Source organism: Salinivibrio siamensis, from assembly GCF_001996005.1.
Lineage (GTDB): Bacteria > Pseudomonadota > Gammaproteobacteria > Enterobacterales > Vibrionaceae > Salinivibrio > Salinivibrio siamensis.
The window spans coordinates 18679-40276 of the sequence record NZ_MUFB01000003.1 but is presented as its reverse complement, the minus strand read 5'-3'; the positions used below and the strand labels follow the sequence as shown (position 1 = coordinate 40276).

Genomic DNA, 21598 nt, shown 5'->3' with positions numbered 1-21598 from the left:
TTGCAGACCGACGAAACAGGCCACCTTCGGGTGGCTTTTTCGTGCCTGTTACGTTTCGCCCCTTTTCGTCTTTCGGTACGATCCACCATCACACGCCCAAATACACGCCCAGTTGCTTGAATTTCTGCACGTTTGCCCCCACCCTTAAGGAAAATCCACTTGGTCAGGATCCATGATGAACGCAAACTATATCGTCGAATTAACCGAGCATAATTTTCAGCAGATTCTCGAGTCGTCGTCTCGCACGCCGGTGCTGGTGTACTTCTGGGCGAACATGATGCCTGAAAGCGTGGAGCTTAAGCCCACGGTTGAACAAATTGCTCACGACAGCCATGGCAGCTTTACGCTGGCAACTATCGACTGTGAAGCGCAGCAGCTTATTGCCGCGCAGTTTGGCGTGCGTGCGCTGCCAACCTTGGCGCTGTTTAAAGACGGTCAACCTGTGGATGGCCTTGCCGGCCCGCAAAATGAAGAGACCGTGCGCGAGATGCTTAACAAGCATTTGCCCAGCCCGGAAGATCAAGCGTTTGAGCAAGCGCGTCAGCTCATGGCCGAAGGCAATTACACCGATGCCTTGGTGATTTTAAAGCCACTGGAAACCAGCCACGGCGATAAAGGCGAGTATAAGTTGGCGATGGCAGAATGCTTGGTCGAGACTCATCAGTTTGATGCGGCGCAAGCGCTGCTGGATACCGTGCTGATGCAAGACCAAGACGCGACCTACAAAAGTTTGGTGGCAAAAATTGAGCTGCATAACCAAGCGGTTGATGCCCCTGAAATTCGCCGTCTGCAGGCCCAACTCGAAGAGAACCCAGACGATGCCAACGTCGCCTATGAATTGGCGGTGCAATTTAATCAGATTAATCGCAGTGAAGAGGCGCTGGAGTTACTGATGAACATTCTTCGCCGCGATATGAACCATGCCGAGGGTGAAGCCAAGAAAACCCTGATGGATATTCTTACCGCACTCGGCCAAGGCAATGAAGTCGCGTCGCGTTATCGTCGTCAGCTCTATTCGCTGCTTTACTAACGGTTAGTTTGTCGCGGGCGGTTCAGCCCCTGACGCGCAACAACTTGAGGRGCTAGAGTCTAACTCACCTAGCTCACTGTCTCCGCGCAGTGCTTCGATGATCGGGCACTGCGCATCTCCATCACCGGGGCACGCTTGGGTGAGCGCTTGAAGGGTGGTTTTCATCGCCGCCAGTTCCGTGATTTTCTCATCAATTTCTACCAGTTTACTTTCGGCGCGCGCTTTGACATCGGCACTCCGTAACGACGGATCGCGCGATAACGCCAACAAATCCGCACTTTCTTCCAAGGTAAACCCCACCAATCGTGCACGGCGGATCATTTGCAGCTCATTGATATGCTGCTCGCGATAATCGCGATAGCCGTTCTCCGCTCGATGCGGTGGCGTGATCAGCCCTTTCTGCTCATAAAAGCGAATGGTTTTGCTGGTTAAGCCGGTTTTTTCTGCCACTTGTTGAATTTTCATTTTACTCGCTTGACCTTCCAGTAGCTATAAGGTTTACAGTTTAGCCTAACTGAAGTTGCGACAATCGCCAACATCGAATGACGTCAGGCGATAAGGAGAGGCAATGACCACCACCGACACTAACATCACCTACTACACACTGCCGCTGAGTGGCTTAAGCTGCCAAGGCTGTGTGAAAAAAGTGACAAAAGCGCTTGAGGATATCGACGGGGTTCGCATTGAGGACATTGATACCCAGTCAGTGTCATTAGAAGCCCTGGGTGAGAGCACTGAGTACCCGCTACGCCAAGCGGTTACCGCGATTGAAGCGCTCGGCTATCAGGTCGGCTACCGTCACTACTTCACCTTAAGTGGGCTAAACTGCGGCCGTTGTGTGGCCAAAGTCGAAGCAGCGCTGGACGAGCAGCCCACGGTGTTTTCTCATTCGGTGAGTAAAACAGAGGCGCACGTCCACACCAGCTTAACTGCTGATACGTTGATTAAAATGGTTGATCAGCTCGGCTATCAGGCTGAGCTTGCCACCAACGATGACCAAAGCGCTCACACTGACCATGACGCAACCTCAGACATAGACAGTGATAAAGAGTCAGACGCCGAGCCCAGTGACAGTTCACACAACCGCTCCGCCGCTTCTGGCTCTGAACAAGCGCATTCATCCAGCGATGACACCGCAAAAACTACCAACCAGACGACCCGTCAGCAATACGTATTATCGGGAATGACCTGTGCTAGCTGTGTAAGCAGTGTCGAAAACGCGATCAACAGCGTTGATGGTGTGGCCAATGTAAGTGTGAATCTGGCCGAGCGCAGTGCGATTGTAAAAGGCAACGCCGCACCTGACGCCATCGTTGAGGCCGTGGAAAACGCTGGCTATGGCGCAGAGAAAGTCGAGGATGACAATGATCGTCGCGAGCGCCAGCAGCACCAACAAGCCGCCGAGTTAAAAAACTTTAAACGCAGCACGATCGCTGGCTTGGGCCTGGGTGGCCCGATAATGGCTTGGGGGATATTGGGTGGCAGCATGACCATTCAATCCAACCAAGATCAGTGGGCGTGGGGCGCGGTGGCCATCCTTACCCTCTTGCTGCTCGCCACCGGGGGCCGTCATTTCTTCGCCAATGCCTGGCAAGCACTGAAGCACAAACGTGCCACCATGGATACCTTGGTGGCGCTCGGGACAGGCGCGGCATGGCTGTATTCTACTGCGGTGGTGCTTGCCCCTGCCCTGTTCCCCGAGCAGGCACGTCATGTGTACTTTGAAGCCTCAGCGATGATCATTGGTTTAATCAGCTTAGGCCACGCGATTGAAGCGCGTGCGCGTGCCAATACCTCCAAAGCGCTTGATCAGCTACTTGATTTGCAGCCGCCCACGGCGCTGGTTATCGAGAACGGCCAGGAGACGGAGCGCCCGCTTGATGAAATTAAACAAGGGATGACGCTACGGGTAAAACCGGGGGCGAAAGTGCCGGTAGATGGCGAAGTGGTCGATGGCAACAGCTATATCGATGAGTCGATGCTCACGGGTGAACCCGTGCCGGTCAGCAAACAACAGGGAGACACCCTGCACGCCGGGACAGTCAACCAAAAAGGGAGCTTGACGTTTAAAGCCACCGGCGTCGGTAGCGATACCATGCTGGCGCGTATTATCGATTTGGTGCGCGAAGCTCAAAGCAGTAAACCCGAGCTGGCCAAGCTTGCCGACCGCATTTCCGCGGTGTTTGTACCGATCGTGGTCGCCATTGCGTTGGTCACAGCGGCTATCTGGTATGTTGTCGGCCCCGAACCGTCGGTCAGCTATATGCTAGTCACCGCCACTACCGTGCTAATCATCGCGTGTCCATGTGCGCTTGGCCTCGCCACGCCTTTATCGGTCACCGCGGCGGTCGGTCGCGCGGCCGAAGTCGGGGTATTAATTCGTGATGCGGATGCGCTACAAACCGCGGCCAAACTCCATACTCTGGTCTTTGATAAAACCGGCACATTGACACGCGGCCAGCCGGAAGTGACCCATGTAAAAGCGATTAACGGCGACCAAGAGCACTTGATGGCGATCGCCGCCTCACTGGAGCAACACTCCGAGCACCCGCTGGCGCAGGCCATTGTTAATTATGCCAAGGCACAGGATCTCTCGCTGCCAACGTCAAACGACTTTAACAGCGAATCTGGCAAAGGGATCCAGGCGCAGATTGATGGTACGCGTTACTTCATTGGCAACCAAGCCTGGATGGACGCACAGGGGATAGAGACTTCCTCCCATCAAAGTGCCATCGATGCCATGACTCAGCGTGGCGAGACCGCCATCTATCTTGCCAATGCAGACAGTGTGCAAGCGCTGATTGGCGTCAGTGATCCTATTCGTGACGATGCGATTGAGGCGGTTGCCAACCTGCAATCGCAAGGGCTCGAAGTGATCATGCTCTCTGGTGACCACCCTGATACGGCCAATGCCATTGGTCGTCAGCTAGGGATTGATCACGTGATTGCTGGGGTGCTACCCGATGGGAAATCGGAACAAATTCAACAGCTGCAACAGCAAGGCAAACGCGTCGCTATGGTCGGTGATGGCATTAATGACGCGCCTGCACTCGCACAAGCCGATGTAGGTGTCGCTATGGGCAGTGGCAGTGATATTGCCATAGAAAGTGCGCAAATTACGTTAATGCACCAACACCTCGGCGCTCTCGCCAACGCGATTGCTTTGTCTCAAGCCGCCGTGCGCAATATGAAGCAGAACCTCTTTGGGGCCTTTATTTATAACACCTTAGGGATCCCAGTCGCGGCCGGCATCCTTTATCCATTTACTGGCATGTTGCTCAGCCCAGTTATCGCAGGGGGCGCGATGGCGCTATCTTCGATTACGGTGGTGACCAACGCCAATCGACTACGTTTTTTCAAAATAAAATCAAACGACAAATAACAAGGAGCGACAATGAAGCGTTTACAACTACTTGCAGCGACCGTGAGTCTGATGAGTGCCTCAGCGATGGCCGCAAGCGGGGTGGTGTATAAATCTCCCAGCTGTGGCTGTTGCGACGACTGGGTTGAGCATATGGCGCAAGCCGGTTTTGAGCTGGAGGTTAAACCGCATGACGATATGGCGTCCATCAAGCAAGAAATGGGCGTACCCGCGGAGATGCAATCGTGCCATACCGCACGTATCAACGGCTATGTGATTGAAGGGCATGTGCCAGCCAAAGAGGTGAAAAAGCTACTCGCGACCCATACTGGGTTAGAAGGCCTGGCGGTAGCTGGCATGCCGATCGGCTCGCCGGGCATGGAATATGGTGACCGCCACCAGCCCTACACAGTGATGGCGTTTGATGACGAAGGCAACACACAAGCCTTCCAGCATTACCCAAAACCATAAACACCCTGCCACTATAACGAAAAAACCCCAGCCTCTCGGCTGGGGTTTCTTGTTGGTCGGTGAAGAGGGATTCGATGGGGCGGCCTTCCGCGGGGCCGGGCTTCCGGACCCCGACCCTCTGCAAGCATAATTCCGATGCTCCATTTTGAAATGAAAAAACCCCAGCCAAAAGGCTGGGGTTTTGCGTTGGTCGGTGAAGAGGGATTCGAACCCCCGACCCTCTGGTCCCAAACCAGATGCGCTACCAAACTGCGCTATTCACCGTTAATAATTTTTACGTCAACTGAGTAACCTTCGATCACTCAGTTTAAAATAGTGGTCGGTGAAGAGGGATTCGATGCGACCGGGCTCCCGGCCCCCGACCAAATTCGCTCTCCACTACCTTAATAGTGGTCGGTGAAGAGGGATTCGAACCCCCGACCCTCTGGTCCCAAACCAGATGCGCTACCAAACTGCGCTATTCACCGACAATGTTCTTTACATCAGCCGAGCAACCCTAGGTTACCGAGCTTAAAAATAGTGGTCGGTGAAGAAGGATTCGATTGGACCGGCTTCCGGACCCCGACCCTCTGGTCCCAAACCAGATGCGCTACCAAACTGCGCTATTCACCGACATCTCTGACAAGTTTTACGAATGGGTGGCAAACTTGTCAAGCAGCTCAGTATGCGTTTAAGCGCATCCTGCCTGCTGAGGTCGCCTATCATACTCAAGCATCGCGAAACCTCAAGCCCTAGCGGCGTATTTTTTCATTCAACCACTTTAAACGGTGAAACTCGCATCAGTTGCGCGCAGTTTGTGATCAGATCGTTGTTAACAAATGTTGATAATTTGTTCGCCATTTCTCTTGATCCTGATCAGTATTCAACCTGCTTCCTATTGGCATCCTGACCCTACATTAACGGACACGAGGGTACAGACTATGGACTTTTGGCTTGATCTACTTTTCGGCAACGCCGTGGGCTTGTCATCCATGATTGTCATCATCTGTACATTTGGCCTGATCAGCTTTTTCGGCGGCTATTTTGTCTACAAGGTGATGACTTCCAAACCTCAATAACCTGTTTTATTGCCTACCTATCTTTAAGCAAACTTGCTTAACCTAGAGTTGCATGGTTGGTCACAGAGTGTGACTCTAGGTTTCTTTTTTTATTTTCGTTTATACTGTCCCAAAATGACTCCACGACGCACATGGCACTGTAGTGATGAGTGATAAAAACGAATTTGAGCTGTTCCGAGAAATGATGTCAGATGTCGCGCCCATCAAGCAGGACACGGTTGAGGATCAAACAGGATCTCATCAGCCCACTGAAGCCCAGCTTGCACGCCAACAAGCCGCGCAGAAGCTGGCAAACAGCGACCCTGAATACCTGTCACTCGAGTACGCGCACATGGTAAAACCCGACGAGGTGATGGCCTACAAGCGCGACGGTGTTCAAGATGGGGTGTTTCGTAAGCTGCGACTCGGCAAATATGACGTCAACGCAAGGCTCGACCTGCACAAGATGTCATTAGAAAAAGCCCGCGATGAAATTCTACGCTTTTTAAAACAATGCCAGCGCATGGATGTACGCACCGTGATCATTGTGCATGGGAAAGGGGAGCGCAGTAATCCACCGGCAATGATGAAAAGCTATGTCTGTCAGTGGCTACAGCAAATTTCAGACGTGCTTTGCTACCATTCAGCACTGCGCCACCAAGGCGGCACCGGTGCTTTGTATGTGATGCTGAAAAAAAGCCAAGAGAAAAAGCTAGAGACCCGCGAGCGTCACTTAAGCCACCGCCCCTAAATGCAAAAAGACTGGCGAGCTGCCAGTCTTTTTAATAACGCTTCCGTCTGCTTCCCTTGCTATGTCTCGCTATTGCAGCGTCACCACCACACGCACGGCTAATGCAATCAATACCACGCCCGAGAGTTTATCCACCCACGCACCGTGGTGACGTAGCTTGTCAACAATGGCAGGGCTGGATAACAAAAAGGCAATCAAGGTGTACCAGAGCCCATCAATCAATAACGGTGTCAACACAATCACACTGCGGCTAAAGAGGTCTGTACCCACCGCAACAAACTGGCTAAACAAGGCAATGAAAAACAACGCCAGTTTGGGGTTTAACATTGAGATCATCGCCCCATCGCGTGCCGCCTCACCTAAGCTGGCGGGTTGTCCCGCTTCTAGTTTGGCTGCAACCCCGCCCTTACTCAGCAAGGACTTCACCCCTAACCAAGCAAGGTACCCAGCGCCGGCATAGGCAATAATGGTAAAGAGTAGCGGAGACTGCTTAAAAATAACCGCCAGCCCTAACATGGTAATGAGCGCATAGAGGCCAACCCCTAAGGCGTGTGCCCATGAAGCGACAATGCCATGTAAGCGGCTATTGGCAAGACTATGCTTTGCCATTACTACCAAACTAGGACCTGGCGACATCGCTCCTAGCATGCAAACCAACGCGAGCGACGCCCAAATGGTAAGTGTCATCTGTGTATCCTTCTTATTTATTCGCCAATCGCGGCATATTGCCCCACGGTTAAAGACAGCAGATCGTCCGGTGAGAGTTCGATTTCCAGTCCACGCCGCCCGGCACTGACGCAAATGGTCTCAAACTGCTGTGCGGAGCTGTCGACAAACGTCGGTAGCCGCTTTTTCTGACCAAGCGGGCTGATCCCGCCTACCAGATAGCCTGTTGTGCGCTGTGCCACTTGCGGATCGGCCATGGTCGCTTTCTTACCACCCGCCGCTTTGGCAGCGGCTTTTAGATTGAGACTGCCTTTCACGGGGACAACCGCCACCGCCAGCTGCTTGCTGTCACCATTAATACAAAACAATAATGTTTTGAATACCCGAGCGGGATCTTGCCCTAACGCTTGGACAGCTTCTTCACCAAAGTTAAGGTTATTGGGATCGTGCTGGTACTGGTGAACTTCAAACGCAATGCTTTGTTTTTCTGCTAATTTAATTGCAGGCGTCATCGTTTTTGCCACTTGTTTGTAAACCAGTCACTAATGATTACATAAAAAAAGCGGCACCGCATCGGTACCGCTTTTTGTTCTGACAATCTTACAGCCATTTATTTGTAAACGATCTCGCCTTGTGGCGCATAGTCGTTGACATCGATTGGGCTGTTGTCTTCCAGATAGTCTTTCAGTACTTCTGCATCAACAAAGCCGGTATTGACGTTACCAGGGTGATTAGTCAGTTTTGGATAGCCGTCGCCGCCCGCGGCGTTAAAGCTTGGCACGGTGAAGCGATAGGTTTTATCCATATCAATTGGCTCACCGCCAATCTTCACGTCATGGACTTTACCGTCTTCGACAACCATCGACAGACCCGCAAATTGCGCGTAGGCACCCGAATCAACTGGCTTGGTCCCTACCACATTCAGGTAATCCATCACTTCTTTACCGCTCATGTCGGTATAGGTGACCATGTTGCCAAATGGCTGCACTTTAAGCACATCTTTATAGGTGATGTCACCGGCAATGATAGAGTCACGCACACCGCCTGAGTTCATGACCGCAAAGTCTGCTTTGGCGCGCTCCATGTGAGCGGTTGCAATCAAACGACCTAAGTTAGTCTGCTGGAAGCGCACAATGTTGCGATCGCCCACTAACTTGCCATTGCTCTCAGCAATTTTCACACTCAGCTTCTCTTGGCCTTTGTCTTGGTAAGGCTTCAAGAAATCATACAGTGCTTGGTCTTTTTCAATTTCATCTTGAATAAAGACGCGTTTTTTCTCGCCATCAACCTTAATTTTCTTCTTAAGGTTAACCGGGATCAGGTCATAGCTAACAAGGCTAAGGTCGCCGTTTTGAAATTCAAATTCCGCTTTACCGACATACTTGCCCCACTCGTGGGCTTGCATAATCCACGCGCCATTTTGTTGGTCCGGCGTACAGGCATCACCAGGCTCGAAGCTCTTGTTATACATGTTCGGGCCTTCCATACACACCGGCTCTTGTGAGTGGCCGCCGATGATAAGGTCGAGATCACCTTCATCCATGTAACGCGCTAGCGCCACATCGCCCGGGGCGTTAACACCACTTTTACCGTCTGCGTAGTGACCCATGTGGGTCGCCGCAATGATGATGTCAGGCTTCTCGGTTTCTTTGAGCTTGGCGATCACTTTTTTCGCTTCGGCTTTCGGGTCACGGAAGTCGAGCGAGCCAATGTATTCTGGGTTACCAATTTTGGCCGTGTCTTCGGTGGTCAGACCCACAACCGCAATTTTCAGACCATTGCGCTCAAACATTTCGTAAGCCTGATACTTACGCTCACCGGTTTCTTTGTCGTAAATGTTGGCAGAAAGCATCGGGAAGTCGGCCCACTGCATTTGCTGTTCAAGCACGCTAAGCGGGTTATCAAACTCGTGGTTACCGATAGCCATCGCATCGTAACCAATTTGGGTCATCCCTTTAAAATCAGGCTCCGCTTGCAGCAAATCTGACTCTGGTACACCGGTATTGATGTCACCACCCGATAGCAGCAGCACGTCGCTGCCTTCGGCTTTGGCTTCAGCGCGCAGATCATCAATCAAGGTTTTACGTGCTGCCATGCCGTATTCGCCATAGCGGTTGTGCCAGAAACGACCGTGGTGATCGTTAGTATGAAGAATGGTGAGTTTATAAGTGGTATCTGGCGCCCAACCTTGCTCTTGTGTCTCTGAACCAGAGTTGGCACAGCCTGCCAATGATGCAATTAACGCAGCGCTGACCGCTGCCTTTAAACAAAGACGTTYCTTCATGATCATAGACCTTTTTAGCGATGGATAAACCACCATCGACATCATTGTCGGTGGTTATAAAACGCTATCTAGTCTAAAAGAATTGATGCTATGGTGCTGAGTGATTTCATATTTTTGTTGCTGCGATCACCTTACAACGCCTAGGTAGGGCGACTTTGGTGATCGAGACAATATTTCTAGAGCCTGCACTCTAGACAGTTCAAAAACGGCGCAGCCTTTGCTTACCTATCTAGACAAGAAAAGACAGCGCCGTGATGTATTAACTATAGCGATTAAGCGCGACGTGCTTGCCACCATCGGCGGCTAATCACCGCAATCAATGCGGAGGCTGCGAGGAAGAAACAGTAGTAAGAGTGGCTAACAATCACCAACGGCGACAAGCCAAAGCTCGCGCCGAGTAGCAGGATTTGTGCGCCATACGGGATCAGGCCTTGTACCACGCAAGAAAAGATATCCAGCAAGCTGGCACTGCGTTTGGCCGGCACCGAATGTTCACTGGCAATGTTTTTCGCCACTTGCCCAGAGACCACAATCGCGACCGTGTTGTTGGCGGTACACAAGTTGGAAAAAGACACCAACAAGGCAATACCAAATTCACTCGCGCGGGAGTGATGCGCACCGCGGTTTTTCTCAAAGCGGGCGATCACACGGTTCACGGCTTGGGTCAAAAAGCTCAGTCCGCCTTGGCAGCGCATCAGCTCGGCAATCCCACCAATCATCAGCGACAGAACAAAGATTTCTTGCATGCTGGCAAAGCCTGCTTTGACCTCTTGGCTGAAGGTAAGCAGCGTGAAGTCTGGGGTGCTCATTAATCCCACACATAGCGCCAATGCAATCCCAGCGGTGAGCACTACAAACACGTTTAATCCCGCCAGCGCCAATACAATGATCGACAAATAGGGTAATACCGCCAGGTAGTTAATGCTCTCTGGTGCGTCAACGGGTGCGCTTTGGTTGTTAAATACAAACAGAATAATCGCGGCAACCGCGGCAGGAATGGCTATCCCCACGTTCTCTTTGAACTTGTCACGCATGCTACAGCCTTGTGAGCGCGTCGCGGCAATGGTGGTGTCAGAGATAAAAGAAAGGTTATCACCAAACATCGCCCCACTTAGCAGCACGCCGGCCATTACGGCTGGTGCCTGCCCCGTGGCTGTCGCCATGTTCAATGCAAAAGGCGCTAACGCGGCAATGGTGCCCATCGAGGTGCCCATTGCCGTTGAGATGAAAGCGGCAATCACAAATAGCCCGGGTAAGATTAAGCTTTCTGGGATCAGGGTCAGTCCCAAGTTAACCGTGGCCTCTACCCCACCCGTGGCATCGGCGACCGCGGAAAAGGCGCCAGCGAGCAAATAAATCAAGCACATGGCAATAATGTCACCGTGCCCCATACCGCGAATAAACTGTTCAATGGCGGTGTTCAGGCGCTCACGGCTCAAGCCAATAGCCAAAATCACTGCTGGCAGAATAGCAACGTGCGCAGGAAGCTGATAAAACGCGTAGTCCGCACCTTCTAAGGTAAAATACACGCCCGCCCCGATAAAAAGGGATAAAAATAAAAGTAGGGGGAGAAGTGCGAGCGCTGAGGGTCGCGGTGTGGTGTTTGCTGATGTTGTCATGGCAGTTTTTGTAATACCTCTTTTAAAACTGTGATCAAGGTTACAGACCTCTAGCCGTCCAGTCAATAAATGGACGTCTAAACATCTAAATATCTTGATTGCTTGTCTAGATTGCTGACGGGTTGCTCAGTTAATAACTCTGAATTCGTGCTTGGGTGCACGCAACCATTTCGTCATGCCTGCCATATCGTGTGTCCGCAGATACAAAAAAAGCTGCCATTTCGGCAGCTTTTTTGTGTATTGACACTCGTTTAACGAATGTCGATGTCTGCAAAGCTTTTAATCACATCATCCAGCGCTTTCATTTGTGCCAGGAACGGCTCAAGTTTGTCCAATGGCAGCGCTGACGGCCCATCACAACGGGCATTGTCTGGGTCTGGGTGCGCTTCAATAAACAAGCCGGCAATTTTGGTGCCTAGGCCCGCACGAGCCAGATCAACCGTTTGCTGACGGCGTCCACCCGATGCCGCGCCTTGTGGATCACGGCATTGCAGCGCATGGGTAACATCAAAGATGATCGGGCTGCCGTTAGAGGCCTTTTTCATCACATCAAAGCCCAGCATATCCACCACCAAGTTATCGTAACCGTGGCAGCTACCACGTTCACACAAGATCACTTTCTCGTTGCCACACTCGGCAAATTTATCGACGATGTTGCCCACTTGTCCAGGGCTCATAAACTGAGGTTTTTTAACGTTGATCACCGCATCGGTTTTTGCCATGGCTTCAACCAAGTCGGTTTGGCGCGCTAAGAAGGCGGGCAATTGAATGACATCCGCCACTTCCGCCACCGGTGCCGCTTGATATTGCTCGTGGATGTCAGTAATCACTTTGACGCCGAAGGTGCTTTTTAGCTCTTCAAAGATCTTGAGCCCCTCTTCCATGCCCGGGCCACGGTAAGAATGCACTGATGAGCGGTTCGCCTTGTCAAATGAGGCTTTGAAAACATACGGAATGCCAAGCTTGTCGGTCACCTTGACGTAATGCTCACAAATTTGCATGGCCAAATCGCGTGATTCCAGCACGTTCATGCCGGCAAACAAGGTAAACGGGCGATCGTTGGCAACAGGGGTGTCACCAATGTGGACGGTTTTTTGCGTCATACAGGTATCCTTAGTCATGCGTGATCACGCATTAATGTAACGTTGGTTGCTCTTCGTTAAGCGCCTTTACTTGCATTTTTAGCAGTTCTGCCGCCGGATCGTCCGGGCATTGCTCAATAAAATACTCGTAGTCAGTTGCCGCCACACGATCGCAATCCAATTGTTGGAAAATATAGCCACGGTCGCGAATCTCGTAAGGATCATCAGGGCTAAAGGTTAGCGCCAGTTCACTACAACGCAGCGCCATGGCGTATTTTTCTTCCCGTAATAGCGCACTTTTCGCCACAGTGAGCCAACGACCGATAATGGTGGGGTTGTCACTTGGCTGCAAGTGCGACGATTCAAGCTCGGCAAGTGGGCCTTGGCTCCCTTTTAGCCAGCCACGCAAAATACGTTCATTAACCCGTTCACCGTTAAACGGGTTGATGAAAACCGGCGCGTCTTCCAACTCATCAATACGCAGTACCAGCTGACTAGGAAACGCCATTGGCTTAACCGGCAGCGACAAGCGCTCGCACAGATATAAAAAGACAGCGCCCAATGAGGCTGGGATCCCAGTTTTTCGCTCTAATACTTTATTAATAAAGACGTTATCCGATGAAAAATACTGCTCGATGTCGCCTTTGAATTGCCACTGGTGATAAAACAGACGGCACAGGCCATCCAGACGTAATGCCATATCGGGCTCGGCACCAAGCTGGTGCTCCGCTTCGTCGGCAAGGCGATCCAGTGACGCTTTAACCTGATGCACATCGACTGACGAGTCGATGGCATGGTTCAGGGTCGCCGCCCCTTCTGCCAATGTCAGCGCGTCTAATTGTTGATCGGTTAATGGCATCATGTTTATCCCATTACGTGAGGAACTTTGAGTAGTGCAAGGTTAGCCGCGGCATAGGCCCACCCTAATGCGCCTAAAAAGGCTACCGTTCGGAATAATTTACCTCGGCTGTAGTGCAAGGCCACAAAGCCCAAGGCAATGTAAGCCAAGACACAGGTCAGCTTTTCCGTGAGCCACGCGCCAGATTCGGTGAAGGGAATAAACCCGGTCACAAAAATCAGCGCCACACCGGTGCTCAATAATAGGGTATCGACCACATGCGGCGTGACCTTGACCCATTTTTTATTCATCATCTCACTGTCGCGCATTACCCAGACAAACCGGATCACAAATAATGAGAGACTTAAAACCACGGTCAGTAAGTGGGTGTGCTTCAGGGCCATGTAGATCATAACGATTCCTGCTTCCTATCAGTGTCAGTTAAAGTCGCTGTGCCAAGGTGACTCTATCGAGCCCAGCGTAGTCTTGTTGTGTTTTGGCATCGGGCCAGCCGGCGTCTTTCCATGCCGCCCGGACCGCTTCGCCTTGGTTGTAACCATGCTCAACCATCAACCACCCCCCGTCGACCAGATACGTGGGCGCGTTTTTACCAATGTGACGAATCGCGGCTAAGCCACTTTCTTCGGCTACCAAGGCACTGGCGGGTTCAAAGCGAACATCTCCCTGATGAAGATGTGGGTCATCGCTGTCAATGTACGGTGGATTACTCACAATCACGTCAAACCGATTCATATCGCTGAGTGCGCTGAACCAGTCACTTTGAATAAAATGTGCGTTAGCGAGGTGGTTGTCTTGCGCATTTCGGCTTGCCAAGGCCACGGCTTCAGGCATCAAATCAACCCCCACGACTGTGATATCGGGGCGCTCACTCGCAATAGCTAAAGCCACGGCGCCCGTTCCGGTGCCCAAATCCAGTACACGACAAGGCGTCGGAGGCAGCACGGCCAGCGCTTGCTCCACCAGCAGCTCGGTTTCAGGGCGCGGGATTAAGGTTGCGGGTGAGACACTGAGTCGTAGCGTCCAAAAATCGCGATAGCCCAAAATATACGCCACAGGCTCACCTTGGAGGCGACGAGCAAACAACTGACGAAATTGCGCCAATTGTGCTGCAGTTAGTTTGCGCTCTGGCCAGGTGTAAAGGTAACTACTTGGCTGTCCTAACACATGGCAGAGCAACGCTCTTACGTCGACGCCTGCAGACCCGCCCGATAAGGCAGTCAGCTCTGTGGTGCTATCGGCCAGTAATGCGCTGATCGTCGCTGTCATTATTGCTGCTCAGACAAGGCGGCAAGTTGGTCGGCTTGGTGCTCTTGAATCACCGGGTCGACCAAGCTATTAAGATCGCCTTGCATCACATCGTCGAGGCGATACAAAGTCAGGTTGATTCGGTGATCCGACACCCGTCCTTGCGGATAGTTGTAGGTGCGAATACGGTCTGAGCGATCGCCCGAGCCCAACAGGTTGCGGCGCGTTGACGCCTCTTCTGCGGCGCGCTTTTCTTCTTCTGCCTTAATCAAACGTGCCGCCAATACCGACATCGCTTTGGCGCGGTTTTTGTGTTGCGAGCGCTCATCCTGACATTCCACTACAGTGCCGGTCGGCAAGTGAGTAATACGAATGGCAGAATCTGTGGTGTTGACGTGCTGACCACCGGCACCGGATGCACGGAAGGTGTCAACTTTCAGATCAGCTGGATTAATCTCAGGGGCTTCAGCTTCTGGAATTTCTGGCAAAATCGCCACGGTACAAGCCGAGGTATGCACGCGCCCTTGTGACTCCGTGGCGGGTACCCGTTGTACGCGATGGCCGCCAGATTCAAACTTAAGCACACCATACGCACCTTCACCGGCAACACGGGCAATCACTTCTTTAAAGCCGCCGTGCTCCCCTTCACTGGCACTAATAATTTCCAGTTTCCAGCCGCGCTGCTCAGCATAACGGCTATACATGCGGAATAAATCTCCGGCAAAAATCCCGGCTTCATCCCCACCGGCACCGGCGCGAATTTCTAGGAAGCAATTGCGGTCATCGTTCGGGTCTTTCGGCAGCAGCAGGATCTGGAGCTGATCGGTCAGTGATGCAATGGTTTGTTCAGCCTGCGCGACTTCTTCTTGCGCCATTTCACGCATCTCTGCGTCGTCTTCGTTGGCCATCTCTTTTGCGGCAGCCAAGTCTTCTTGCGCTTGCTTGAACTCACTGAAGCACTTGATCACCTCTTCCAGCTGCGAATACTCTTTCGACAACGCGCGGAATTTGTTCTGATCATTAATGATGTCTGGGGTGCCGAGCAGGTGCTGAACTTCTTCGTAACGCTCAGATAGCGACTCTAGCTTGGCTAATATTGATGCTTTCATATGTCTCTTCGTTAGTTGTCACTGTCCAGCCCCAAACAAACGCGCATCACCGCCAGTTTATCCGGCTCACCATTTTGCGCCGCTTGCTGCATCGCCTGCGTGGGGGGATGGATCAGTTTATTGGTCAGACGGTTACTCAGCTGGCGTAATACGCTTTCTGCGTCAGCGCCATTGGCTAGAGCCTGAATACTTTGCTCCAATTCCGCCTGTTTAATGTGTTCAGACTGTGTACGGTACTGCTTGATACTGTCTACCGCTTCGCGTGAGCGTAACCAGCGCATAAAATCAGCACTTTCTTCGGTCACAATCGCTTCGGCTTGAATCGCCGCGAGTTTTCGCTGCTCGCGGTTGTGCTCCACAATCGACTGTAAGTCATCCACGCTGTAGAGATACGCGTCCGCGAGACTGCCCACGTTTTCATCAATGTCACGCGGGACGGCAATATCAATCAGCAACATGGGTTGGTGACGCCGCTGTTTCAAGGCTTTTTCTACCATCGCCTTTTCAATCAATGGCATAGGCGCCGCCGTCGAGCTAATCACAATGTCAGCGTGGCAGAGTTGCTCTTCAAGGGCATCGAGCCCCGACACTTTCGCGTCAAATTGCTCGGCAAGTGCCTGCGCGCGTGATTGTGTGCGGTTAGCAAAAATAATCTGACTGCATTGGTGCTCTTTTAAATGCCTGGCCACCAGTTCAATGGTCTCGCCAGCGCCCACGAGCAAGGTGGTTACGTCGGATAACGACTCAAAAATCTGGCGCGCCAATGTGCAAGCAGCAAAGGCCACTGACACCGCATTGCCGCCAATCTCGGTCTCGGTACGGATCCGCTTCGCCACCGCAAAGGCTTTATGAAACAATTTCTCCAATGAGCCAGAAATCATCCCCGCGTCACCAGCACTGGCATACGCTTGCTTCACTTGCCCCAGTATTTGCGGCTCGCCTAACACCAAGGAGTCTAACCCGCACGCCACCCGCATCAAGTGCTTCACCGCAGATTGCTCTTCATGGTAATAAATGCTGGCCATTAGGCTGTCGCTACTGAGCTGATGAAAGCGCGTTAGCCATTCCACCAATACCCCCACACCCGGCTGGTTTAACTCAGCATAAATCTCAGTACGGTTGCAGGTTGAAACGATCACGCAACTGCGCACCTGCGGATGCTCGGAAAGCTGCCCTAACGCCTGCTCAAGTTGTTGCGGCGAAAAGGCGACCTTTTCCCGCAGCTCGACGGGGGCCGTTTTGTGATTAATTCCGAGAACTAACAGGCTCATGAAGCGTTGTTACCGACAGCACCAGTAAGGATTGGAGCGGAGGATTTTACTTGATGCCCCCCGCGAATTAAAGCGAACATTGTATCGCAGCATTTTCGTGGCACGGAAATGTGAAGCCTCACGAGATCGATGTAAAGGTGTACAACCACAAACATTCCTTTCTTTCCTCCACACAACCAAGCGCTTGACTGGCTTCTCTCATTCCGGCGCTTGTGGCAAAGTAGCGTTACACAGCGATTGATGTCGTCTGACCCAAACCCATGGTCGGCTGACGAAACCCATGCTCGGTTGACCAAAACAAAAAGGATATTCGGTTTGATGTTCTCCTCTTTACGCGTGAGCGTCTTGGCGTTGTTTTTAGCGCTACTCGCGGGGTGTGCCACTGCCCCAGCCCCCACGACTGAGTGGCAGAGCCATCGCGACGCCTTAGCATCGGTGAATAGCTACACCGCACGGGGTAAGGTCGCGTTTATTGCCCCCAGTACGCGTTTTTCTGCCAATTTGTACTGGCGGCACTCGCCCGCCCAATCTCAACTGCGGCTCACCAACTTTCTCGGCACCACCTTGCTGTCGCTAACCATGAATGCCCGAGGCGCGACCGTGATTGATGACCAAGGGGAGACCTATCAAGACCCTAACCCTGCGCGTCTGATGGCCTACTTAACTGGCGCGCCATTGCCTGTTGATGCCCTTGCCCCTTGGCTCATTGGCCTACCGCGCGCGCAAGACACCTTTTTGCTTGGGCCAGATAACCGTGTCGCGACCCTCAAAGGAGCGCAGGGCTGGGACATTGATTATCAAGACTACAGCGCTGACACGCAGCCTGCGCTACCCACACGTATTACCCTTACCAAAGGCCAGCAAACCATTAAGTTAATGATTTCTGATTGGACGCTCGATAATGACTAAAGCCACCTTTTGGCCCGCGCCTGCCAAGCTTAACTTGTTTCTCTACATCACCGGTCGTCGCGACAATGGCTATCATGAGCTGCAAACCCTGTTTCAGTTTCTCGACCATGGCGACACACTAGCTATTACGCCGAACGCGAGTGGCACGATCAGCCTCAGCCCCGCGATAGAGGGGGTCAGTGAAAACGACAACTTGATTGTCAAAGCCGCGAAAGCGTTGCAGCAATATACGGGATGCCAACAAGGCGCACATATTGACGTGGAAAAACGCCTTCCTATGGGCGGCGGCCTTGGCGGTGGGTCATCCGATGCGGCCACCACGCTGGTCGCACTCAATCATCTGTGGCAAACCCAAGTCAGCCAACAAGCGCTGGCGCAACTTGGCGTGACGCTGGGTGCCGATGTGCCGATTTTCATTTATGGCCAGGCGGCAGTMGCAGAAGGCATTGGAGAGGTGTTTACGCCCGTCGCGCCGCGCGAGAAATACTACTTGGTGGTAAAGCCTGACGTGTCTATCTCAACCGCTGCAATTTTCACTCACCCTCAGTTGCAACGAAACACGCCAAAGCGCACAGTTTCTGCGCTAATGGCACAAAAATACGAAAACGATTGCGAAAAGATAGCCCGTAAACAATTCCCCGAGGTTGATAAGGCTGTTTCGTGGCTGCTAGAATACGCGCCGTCTAGGATGACTGGGACAGGCGCGTGCGTGTTTGCCGAGTTTGACACTGCACAAGATGCCCAGGCCACACTCGACACTATGCCTAACTGGCTGACAGGGTTTGTTGCACGTGGGTTGAATCGTTCACCCCTACTTGATGTGCTGCAGCAACAAACCGTCGGTCAGTGACTACTAAATGGATGCAACCCGAGGTTTCCACCGTGCCTGATATGAAGCTGTTCGCTGGTAACGCGACACCCGTTCTCGCCCAACGTATCGCAAACCGTCTTTACATGTCACTGGGTGACGCCACTGTAGGCCGTTTTTCTGACGGTGAAGTGTGCGTTCAGATTAACGAGAATGTGCGCGGTAGTGACGTGTTCGTCCTCCAGTCCACCTGCGCCCCGACCAATGACAACTTAATGGAACTGGTCGTGATGATAGACGCGTTTCGACGTGCATCGGCTGGCCGCATAACCGCTGTGATCCCTTACTTTGGTTATGCCCGTCAAGACCGCCGCGTCCGCTCCTCTCGTGTTCCTATCACCGCAAAAGTCATTGCAGATTTCCTTTCTAACGTGGGTGTTGACCGCGTCCTTACGGTGGATCTTCACGCTGAACAAATCCAAGGCTTCTTCGACGTACCGGTCGATAACATCTTTGGTACCCCTGTTCTGCTTGAAGACATGCTGGCGAAGAACCTGGAAGACCCTGTGGTTGTGTCTCCTGACATTGGCGGCGTGGTCCGCGCGCGTGCAACCGCGAAGCTGCTGGATGACACTGACATCGCCATTATCGATAAGCGTCGTCCACGTGCCAACGTCTCACAAGTGATGCACTTGATTGGCGACGTCGAAGGGCGTGACTGCATCATCGTTGATGACATGATTGATACCGGTGGCACCCTGTGTAAAGCCGCCGAAGCGTTGAAAAACCGCGGGGCTAAGCGCGTCTTCGCTTACGCCACTCACCCGGTTTTCTCTGGCGATGCCCCGAAAAATATCGCTGAGTCTGTGATTGATGAAATCGTGGTGACGGACTCCACCCCATTGAGCGCTGAAATCCAGGCCACTGGCCGCGTATCGCAATTAACGCTCTCTGGCATGCTCGCTGAGGCGATTCGCCGCATCAGCAACGAAGAGTCTATCTCTGCGATGTTTAACTCGTAAGTTAGCCATAGGTCACTGAGTTAACCTCAGCAACAGCCCCTAAGCGCCCTGCCCTTGTGCGGGGTGTTTTTTTATCTGCCATTTGTCGGTGCTGGCTCGACCCTCTAGTCACAACAATGGTAGGATATGTCGCCTTTTTGCGTGGGCGCGATGCTCACCGGCTACGATAAGTAGACAAATAGCGAGAAACGTTGTGAGTAATCAGATCCGCTTACTAGTTGGATTGGCCAATCCAGGGCCAGAATATGCCCAAACACGCCATAACGCGGGCGCTTGGGTCGTGCAAGAGCTTGCGCGGATCCACAATGCACCGTTAAAAGAAGAGAAAAAATTCTTTGGTTTGACGGGCCGTATCAATATCCACGGGCAAGATCTGCGTTTGTTGATCCCAACCACGTACATGAATTTGTCCGGGAAGGCCGTGCAAGCACTCGCCAACTTTTACAATATTCCCGTCGACGCCATCATGGTGGCGCATGACGAACTAGACTTACCACCCGGTGTGGCCAAGTTTAAACAAGGTGGTGGGCACGGTGGCCATAATGGGCTACGTGACATCATCAGCAAACTGGCAAATGATAAATCATTTTATCGACTCCGGATTGGTGTTGGCCATCCGGGTCACAAGGATAAGGTGGCGGGATATGTGCTTACCAAAGCCCCTGCCAATGAGCAGAGTCTGTTAGAACAGGCCACTGATGAGGCGGTTCGCAGCCTTGAAATACTGCTCAAAGACGATCTTGCTAAAGCGCAAAATCGTTTACATACCTTCAAAGCACAGTAATTTTGATTAAAGGGTTACCATCTCATGGGTTTTAAATGTGGCATCGTGGGCCTACCAAACGTAGGTAAATCCACACTATTTAACGCACTGACCAAAGCGGGCATTGACGCCGCTAACTTTCCATTTTGTACCATCGAGCCAAACACGGGCGTGGTGCCTGTGCCTGACTTGCGCTTGGATGCGTTAGCCAAAATTGTGAACCCACAAAAAGTGCTACCGACCACCATGGAGTTTGTCGATATCGCCGGCTTGGTCGCGGGTGCATCACGCGGTGAAGGCCTGGGTAACAAATTCCTGGCCAACATCCGTGAAACCGACGCCATTGGCCATGTGGTACGCTGTTTTGAAAATGACAATATTGTCCATGTGTCGGGCAAAGTCGATCCTGCTGATGACATTGCCGTGATTAACACCGAATTGGCGCTCGCCGACCTAGAAAGCTGTGAGCGCGCGATGCAGCGCAACGCTAAAAAAGCCAAAGGTGGCGATAAAGACGCCAAGTTTGAGCTGACGGTATTGGAAAAACTGCTGCCTGTGCTGGAAGAAGGCAACATGTTGCGCTCAGTCGAACTGAGCAAAGAAGAAGCCGCTGCGGTGCAGTATCTTAACTTCTTGACGCTCAAGCCCACCATGTACATTGCCAACGTTAACGACGATGGCTTTGAAAATAACCCATATTTGGATCAAGTGCGCGACATCGCCGCCCAAGAAGGCGCGACCGTGGTGGCTGTGTGCGCCGAAATTGAAGGCGAAATTGCCGAGCTAGACGCCGAAGAAGCGGCCGCGTTCTTAGATGAAATGGGCCTGGAAGAGCCGGGCCTTAATCGCGTTATTCGCGCCGGTTACGAGCTGCTTACCTTGCATACCTATTTCACCGCAGGGGTGAAAGAAGTGCGCGCCTGGACAGTGCCGATTGGCTCTACCGCGCCACAAGCGGCAGGTAAAATCCACACCGACTTTGAAAAAGGCTTTATCCGCGCCGAAGTGGTTGGCTATGATGATTACATTGCTAACAATGGCGAAAGCGGTGCCAAAGATGCCGGTAAGTGGCGTCTTGAAGGCAAAGAGTACATTGTTAAAGACGGCGATGTCATTCACTTCCGTTTCAACGTTTAACGCGCAAGCGTTAAGCCCCATGGGTGTGTTGTCGAGACCCCACCCTAATAATTTTGAGCCAGCCTACGGGCTGGCTTTTTTTGTCTTACAACTGACCTCACCACTGTCCAGAGCAAGCCTTGTACGCATACTGTTGGCAAAATCAGCACAAACTGGTGAATATTGCAGCCAACG

21 protein-coding genes and 3 tRNA genes are annotated in these 21598 nt (G+C 52.2%); 10 read left to right on the top strand and 14 right to left on the bottom strand.

The window, feature by feature from the left end; translation table 11 throughout:
• Positions 1-175 precede the first annotated feature (175 nt).
• Positions 176-1030 (top strand): co-chaperone YbbN, encoded by an 855-nt coding sequence (locus BZG73_RS02580; RefSeq protein ID WP_077638602.1) that lies wholly within the window; start codon positions 176-178, stop codon positions 1028-1030.
• Between the two features lie 3 nt (positions 1031-1033).
• On the opposite strand, the gene cueR is transcribed toward BZG73_RS02580, so the two are convergent.
• Complete coding sequence (gene cueR, locus BZG73_RS02575; protein WP_077667494.1) at positions 1034-1495, bottom strand: Cu(I)-responsive transcriptional regulator; 462 nt, start codon at positions 1493-1495, stop codon at positions 1034-1036.
• Between the two features lie 103 nt (positions 1496-1598).
• On the opposite strand from cueR, the gene BZG73_RS02570 reads away from it, so the two are divergent.
• Positions 1599-4412: a cation transporter gene (locus tag BZG73_RS02570; protein ID WP_077667493.1), complete on the top strand. Its 2814-nt coding sequence runs from the start codon at positions 1599-1601 to the stop codon at positions 4410-4412.
• Between the two features lie 12 nt (positions 4413-4424).
• Positions 4425-4862 (top strand): DUF411 domain-containing protein, encoded by a 438-nt coding sequence (locus BZG73_RS02565; protein ID WP_077667492.1) that lies wholly within the window; start codon positions 4425-4427, stop codon positions 4860-4862.
• Between the two features lie 187 nt (positions 4863-5049).
• Here BZG73_RS02565 and BZG73_RS02560 read toward each other — a convergent pair.
• The 3 genes from BZG73_RS02560 to BZG73_RS02550 form a co-directional block, all read right to left on the bottom strand.
• Positions 5050-5126: transfer RNA gene (locus BZG73_RS02560), tRNA-Pro, on the bottom strand.
• 126 nt (positions 5127-5252) lie between these two features.
• Positions 5253-5329 (bottom strand) — tRNA-Pro (locus tag BZG73_RS02555).
• 53 nt (positions 5330-5382) lie between these two features.
• A tRNA-Pro gene (locus tag BZG73_RS02550) sits at positions 5383-5474 on the bottom strand.
• Between the two features lie 308 nt (positions 5475-5782).
• On the opposite strand from BZG73_RS02550, the gene BZG73_RS02545 reads away from it, so the two are divergent.
• Positions 5783-5920, top strand: a complete 138-nt coding sequence (locus BZG73_RS02545; protein ID WP_046073685.1) for a DUF3149 domain-containing protein — start codon at positions 5783-5785, stop codon at positions 5918-5920.
• A gap of 145 nt (positions 5921-6065) precedes the next feature.
• The gene (smrA, locus tag BZG73_RS02540; RefSeq protein ID WP_077667491.1) at positions 6066-6650 is read left to right on the top strand and encodes a DNA endonuclease SmrA; all 585 of its coding nucleotides are present in this window, start codon (positions 6066-6068) and stop codon (positions 6648-6650) included.
• Positions 6651-6719: 69 nt separating this feature from the next.
• Here smrA and BZG73_RS02535 read toward each other — a convergent pair whose 3' ends face one another.
• The 10 genes from BZG73_RS02535 to hemA all read right to left on the bottom strand — a co-directional run bounded on the left by BZG73_RS02535 (position 6720) and on the right by hemA (position 16785).
• Positions 6720-7337: a LysE family translocator gene (locus tag BZG73_RS02535; protein WP_077605845.1), complete on the bottom strand. Its 618-nt coding sequence runs from the start codon at positions 7335-7337 to the stop codon at positions 6720-6722.
• Positions 7338-7354: 17 nt separating this feature from the next.
• On the bottom strand, positions 7355-7828 hold the full coding sequence (gene ybaK, locus BZG73_RS02530) for a Cys-tRNA(Pro) deacylase (protein ID WP_077667490.1): 474 nt from the start codon (positions 7826-7828) through the stop codon (positions 7355-7357).
• A gap of 98 nt (positions 7829-7926) precedes the next feature.
• The gene (gene ushA, locus BZG73_RS02525; protein ID WP_077667552.1) at positions 7927-9600 is read right to left on the bottom strand and encodes a bifunctional UDP-sugar hydrolase/5'-nucleotidase UshA; all 1674 of its coding nucleotides are present in this window, start codon (positions 9598-9600) and stop codon (positions 7927-7929) included.
• A gap of 272 nt (positions 9601-9872) precedes the next feature.
• Entirely contained in the window at positions 9873-11219 is a 1347-nt protein-coding gene (locus BZG73_RS02520; protein WP_077667489.1) for a Na+/H+ antiporter NhaC family protein, read from the bottom strand.
• Positions 11220-11470: 251 nt separating this feature from the next.
• Positions 11471-12322 carry a 3-deoxy-8-phosphooctulonate synthase gene (gene kdsA / locus BZG73_RS02515; protein ID WP_077667488.1) on the bottom strand — a complete coding sequence of 284 codons (852 nt, stop codon included), beginning with the start codon at positions 12320-12322 and terminating at the stop codon, positions 11471-11473.
• A 31-nt stretch (positions 12323-12353) separates the two neighbouring features.
• Positions 12354-13163 carry a SirB1 family protein gene (locus tag BZG73_RS02510; protein ID WP_046073690.1) on the bottom strand — a complete coding sequence of 270 codons (810 nt, stop codon included), beginning with the start codon at positions 13161-13163 and terminating at the stop codon, positions 12354-12356.
• A 2-nt stretch (positions 13164-13165) separates the two neighbouring features.
• A complete protein-coding gene (locus BZG73_RS02505; protein WP_046073861.1) occupies positions 13166-13549 on the bottom strand; it encodes a SirB2 family protein in 384 nt (127 codons plus the stop codon).
• Positions 13550-13580: 31 nt separating this feature from the next.
• Positions 13581-14426, bottom strand: a complete 846-nt coding sequence (gene prmC, locus BZG73_RS02500; RefSeq protein WP_077667487.1) for a peptide chain release factor N(5)-glutamine methyltransferase — start codon at positions 14424-14426, stop codon at positions 13581-13583.
• Positions 14426-15514 carry a peptide chain release factor 1 gene (prfA, locus tag BZG73_RS02495; protein WP_046073692.1) on the bottom strand — a complete coding sequence of 363 codons (1089 nt, stop codon included), beginning with the start codon at positions 15512-15514 and terminating at the stop codon, positions 14426-14428. The genes prmC and prfA overlap by 1 nt, the downstream gene beginning before the upstream one ends.
• 11 nt (positions 15515-15525) lie before the next feature.
• The gene (hemA, locus tag BZG73_RS02490; protein ID WP_046073693.1) at positions 15526-16785 is read right to left on the bottom strand and encodes a glutamyl-tRNA reductase; all 1260 of its coding nucleotides are present in this window, start codon (positions 16783-16785) and stop codon (positions 15526-15528) included.
• A 318-nt stretch (positions 16786-17103) separates the two neighbouring features.
• Here hemA and lolB point away from each other — a divergent pair, with 318 nt between their 5' ends.
• The 5 genes from lolB to ychF all read left to right on the top strand — a co-directional run bounded on the left by lolB (position 17104) and on the right by ychF (position 21424).
• On the top strand, positions 17104-17694 hold the full coding sequence (lolB, locus tag BZG73_RS02485; RefSeq protein WP_158075260.1) for a lipoprotein insertase outer membrane protein LolB: 591 nt from the start codon (positions 17104-17106) through the stop codon (positions 17692-17694).
• Complete coding sequence (gene ispE / locus BZG73_RS02480) at positions 17687-18544, top strand: 4-(cytidine 5'-diphospho)-2-C-methyl-D-erythritol kinase (RefSeq protein ID WP_077667485.1); 858 nt, start codon at positions 17687-17689, stop codon at positions 18542-18544. The genes lolB and ispE overlap by 8 nt, the downstream gene beginning before the upstream one ends.
• Positions 18545-18576: 32 nt before the next feature.
• The gene (locus BZG73_RS02475; protein ID WP_046073862.1) at positions 18577-19524 is read left to right on the top strand and encodes a ribose-phosphate pyrophosphokinase; all 948 of its coding nucleotides are present in this window, start codon (positions 18577-18579) and stop codon (positions 19522-19524) included.
• Between the two features lie 193 nt (positions 19525-19717).
• Positions 19718-20308 (top strand): aminoacyl-tRNA hydrolase, encoded by a 591-nt coding sequence (gene pth, locus BZG73_RS02470; RefSeq protein WP_077667484.1) that lies wholly within the window; start codon positions 19718-19720, stop codon positions 20306-20308.
• Between the two features lie 24 nt (positions 20309-20332).
• A complete protein-coding gene (ychF, locus tag BZG73_RS02465) occupies positions 20333-21424 on the top strand; it encodes a redox-regulated ATPase YchF (protein ID WP_046073697.1) in 1092 nt (363 codons plus the stop codon).
• The last annotated feature ends 174 nt before the right edge of the window (positions 21425-21598 follow it).

Coding starts and splice junctions, on each gene's coding strand:
- BZG73_RS02580 (WP_077638602.1), top strand. CDS start 176: ATGAACGCAAACTATATCGTCGAATTAACCGAGCATAATTTTCAGCAG.
- prmC (WP_077667487.1), bottom strand. CDS start 14,426: ATGACAGCGACGATCAGCGCATTACTGGCCGATAGCACCACAGAGCTG.
- prfA (WP_046073692.1), bottom strand. CDS start 15,514: ATGAAAGCATCAATATTAGCCAAGCTAGAGTCGCTATCTGAGCGTTAC.
- BZG73_RS02565 (WP_077667492.1), top strand. CDS start 4,425: ATGAAGCGTTTACAACTACTTGCAGCGACCGTGAGTCTGATGAGTGCC.
- BZG73_RS02535 (WP_077605845.1), bottom strand. CDS start 7,337: ATGACACTTACCATTTGGGCGTCGCTCGCGTTGGTTTGCATGCTAGGA.
- BZG73_RS02520 (WP_077667489.1), bottom strand. CDS start 11,219: ATGACAACATCAGCAAACACCACACCGCGACCCTCAGCGCTCGCACTT.
- BZG73_RS02510 (WP_046073690.1), bottom strand. CDS start 13,163: ATGATGCCATTAACCGATCAACAATTAGACGCGCTGACATTGGCAGAA.
- BZG73_RS02545 (WP_046073685.1), top strand. CDS start 5,783: ATGGACTTTTGGCTTGATCTACTTTTCGGCAACGCCGTGGGCTTGTCA.
- kdsA (WP_077667488.1), bottom strand. CDS start 12,322: ATGACGCAAAAAACCGTCCACATTGGTGACACCCCTGTTGCCAACGAT.
- ybaK (WP_077667490.1), bottom strand. CDS start 7,828: ATGACGCCTGCAATTAAATTAGCAGAAAAACAAAGCATTGCGTTTGAA.
- smrA (WP_077667491.1), top strand. CDS start 6,066: ATGAGTGATAAAAACGAATTTGAGCTGTTCCGAGAAATGATGTCAGAT.
- hemA (WP_046073693.1), bottom strand. CDS start 16,785: ATGAGCCTGTTAGTTCTCGGAATTAATCACAAAACGGCCCCCGTCGAG.
- BZG73_RS02570 (WP_077667493.1), top strand. CDS start 1,599: ATGACCACCACCGACACTAACATCACCTACTACACACTGCCGCTGAGT.
- lolB (WP_158075260.1), top strand. CDS start 17,104: ATGTTCTCCTCTTTACGCGTGAGCGTCTTGGCGTTGTTTTTAGCGCTA.
- ychF (WP_046073697.1), top strand. CDS start 20,333: ATGGGTTTTAAATGTGGCATCGTGGGCCTACCAAACGTAGGTAAATCC.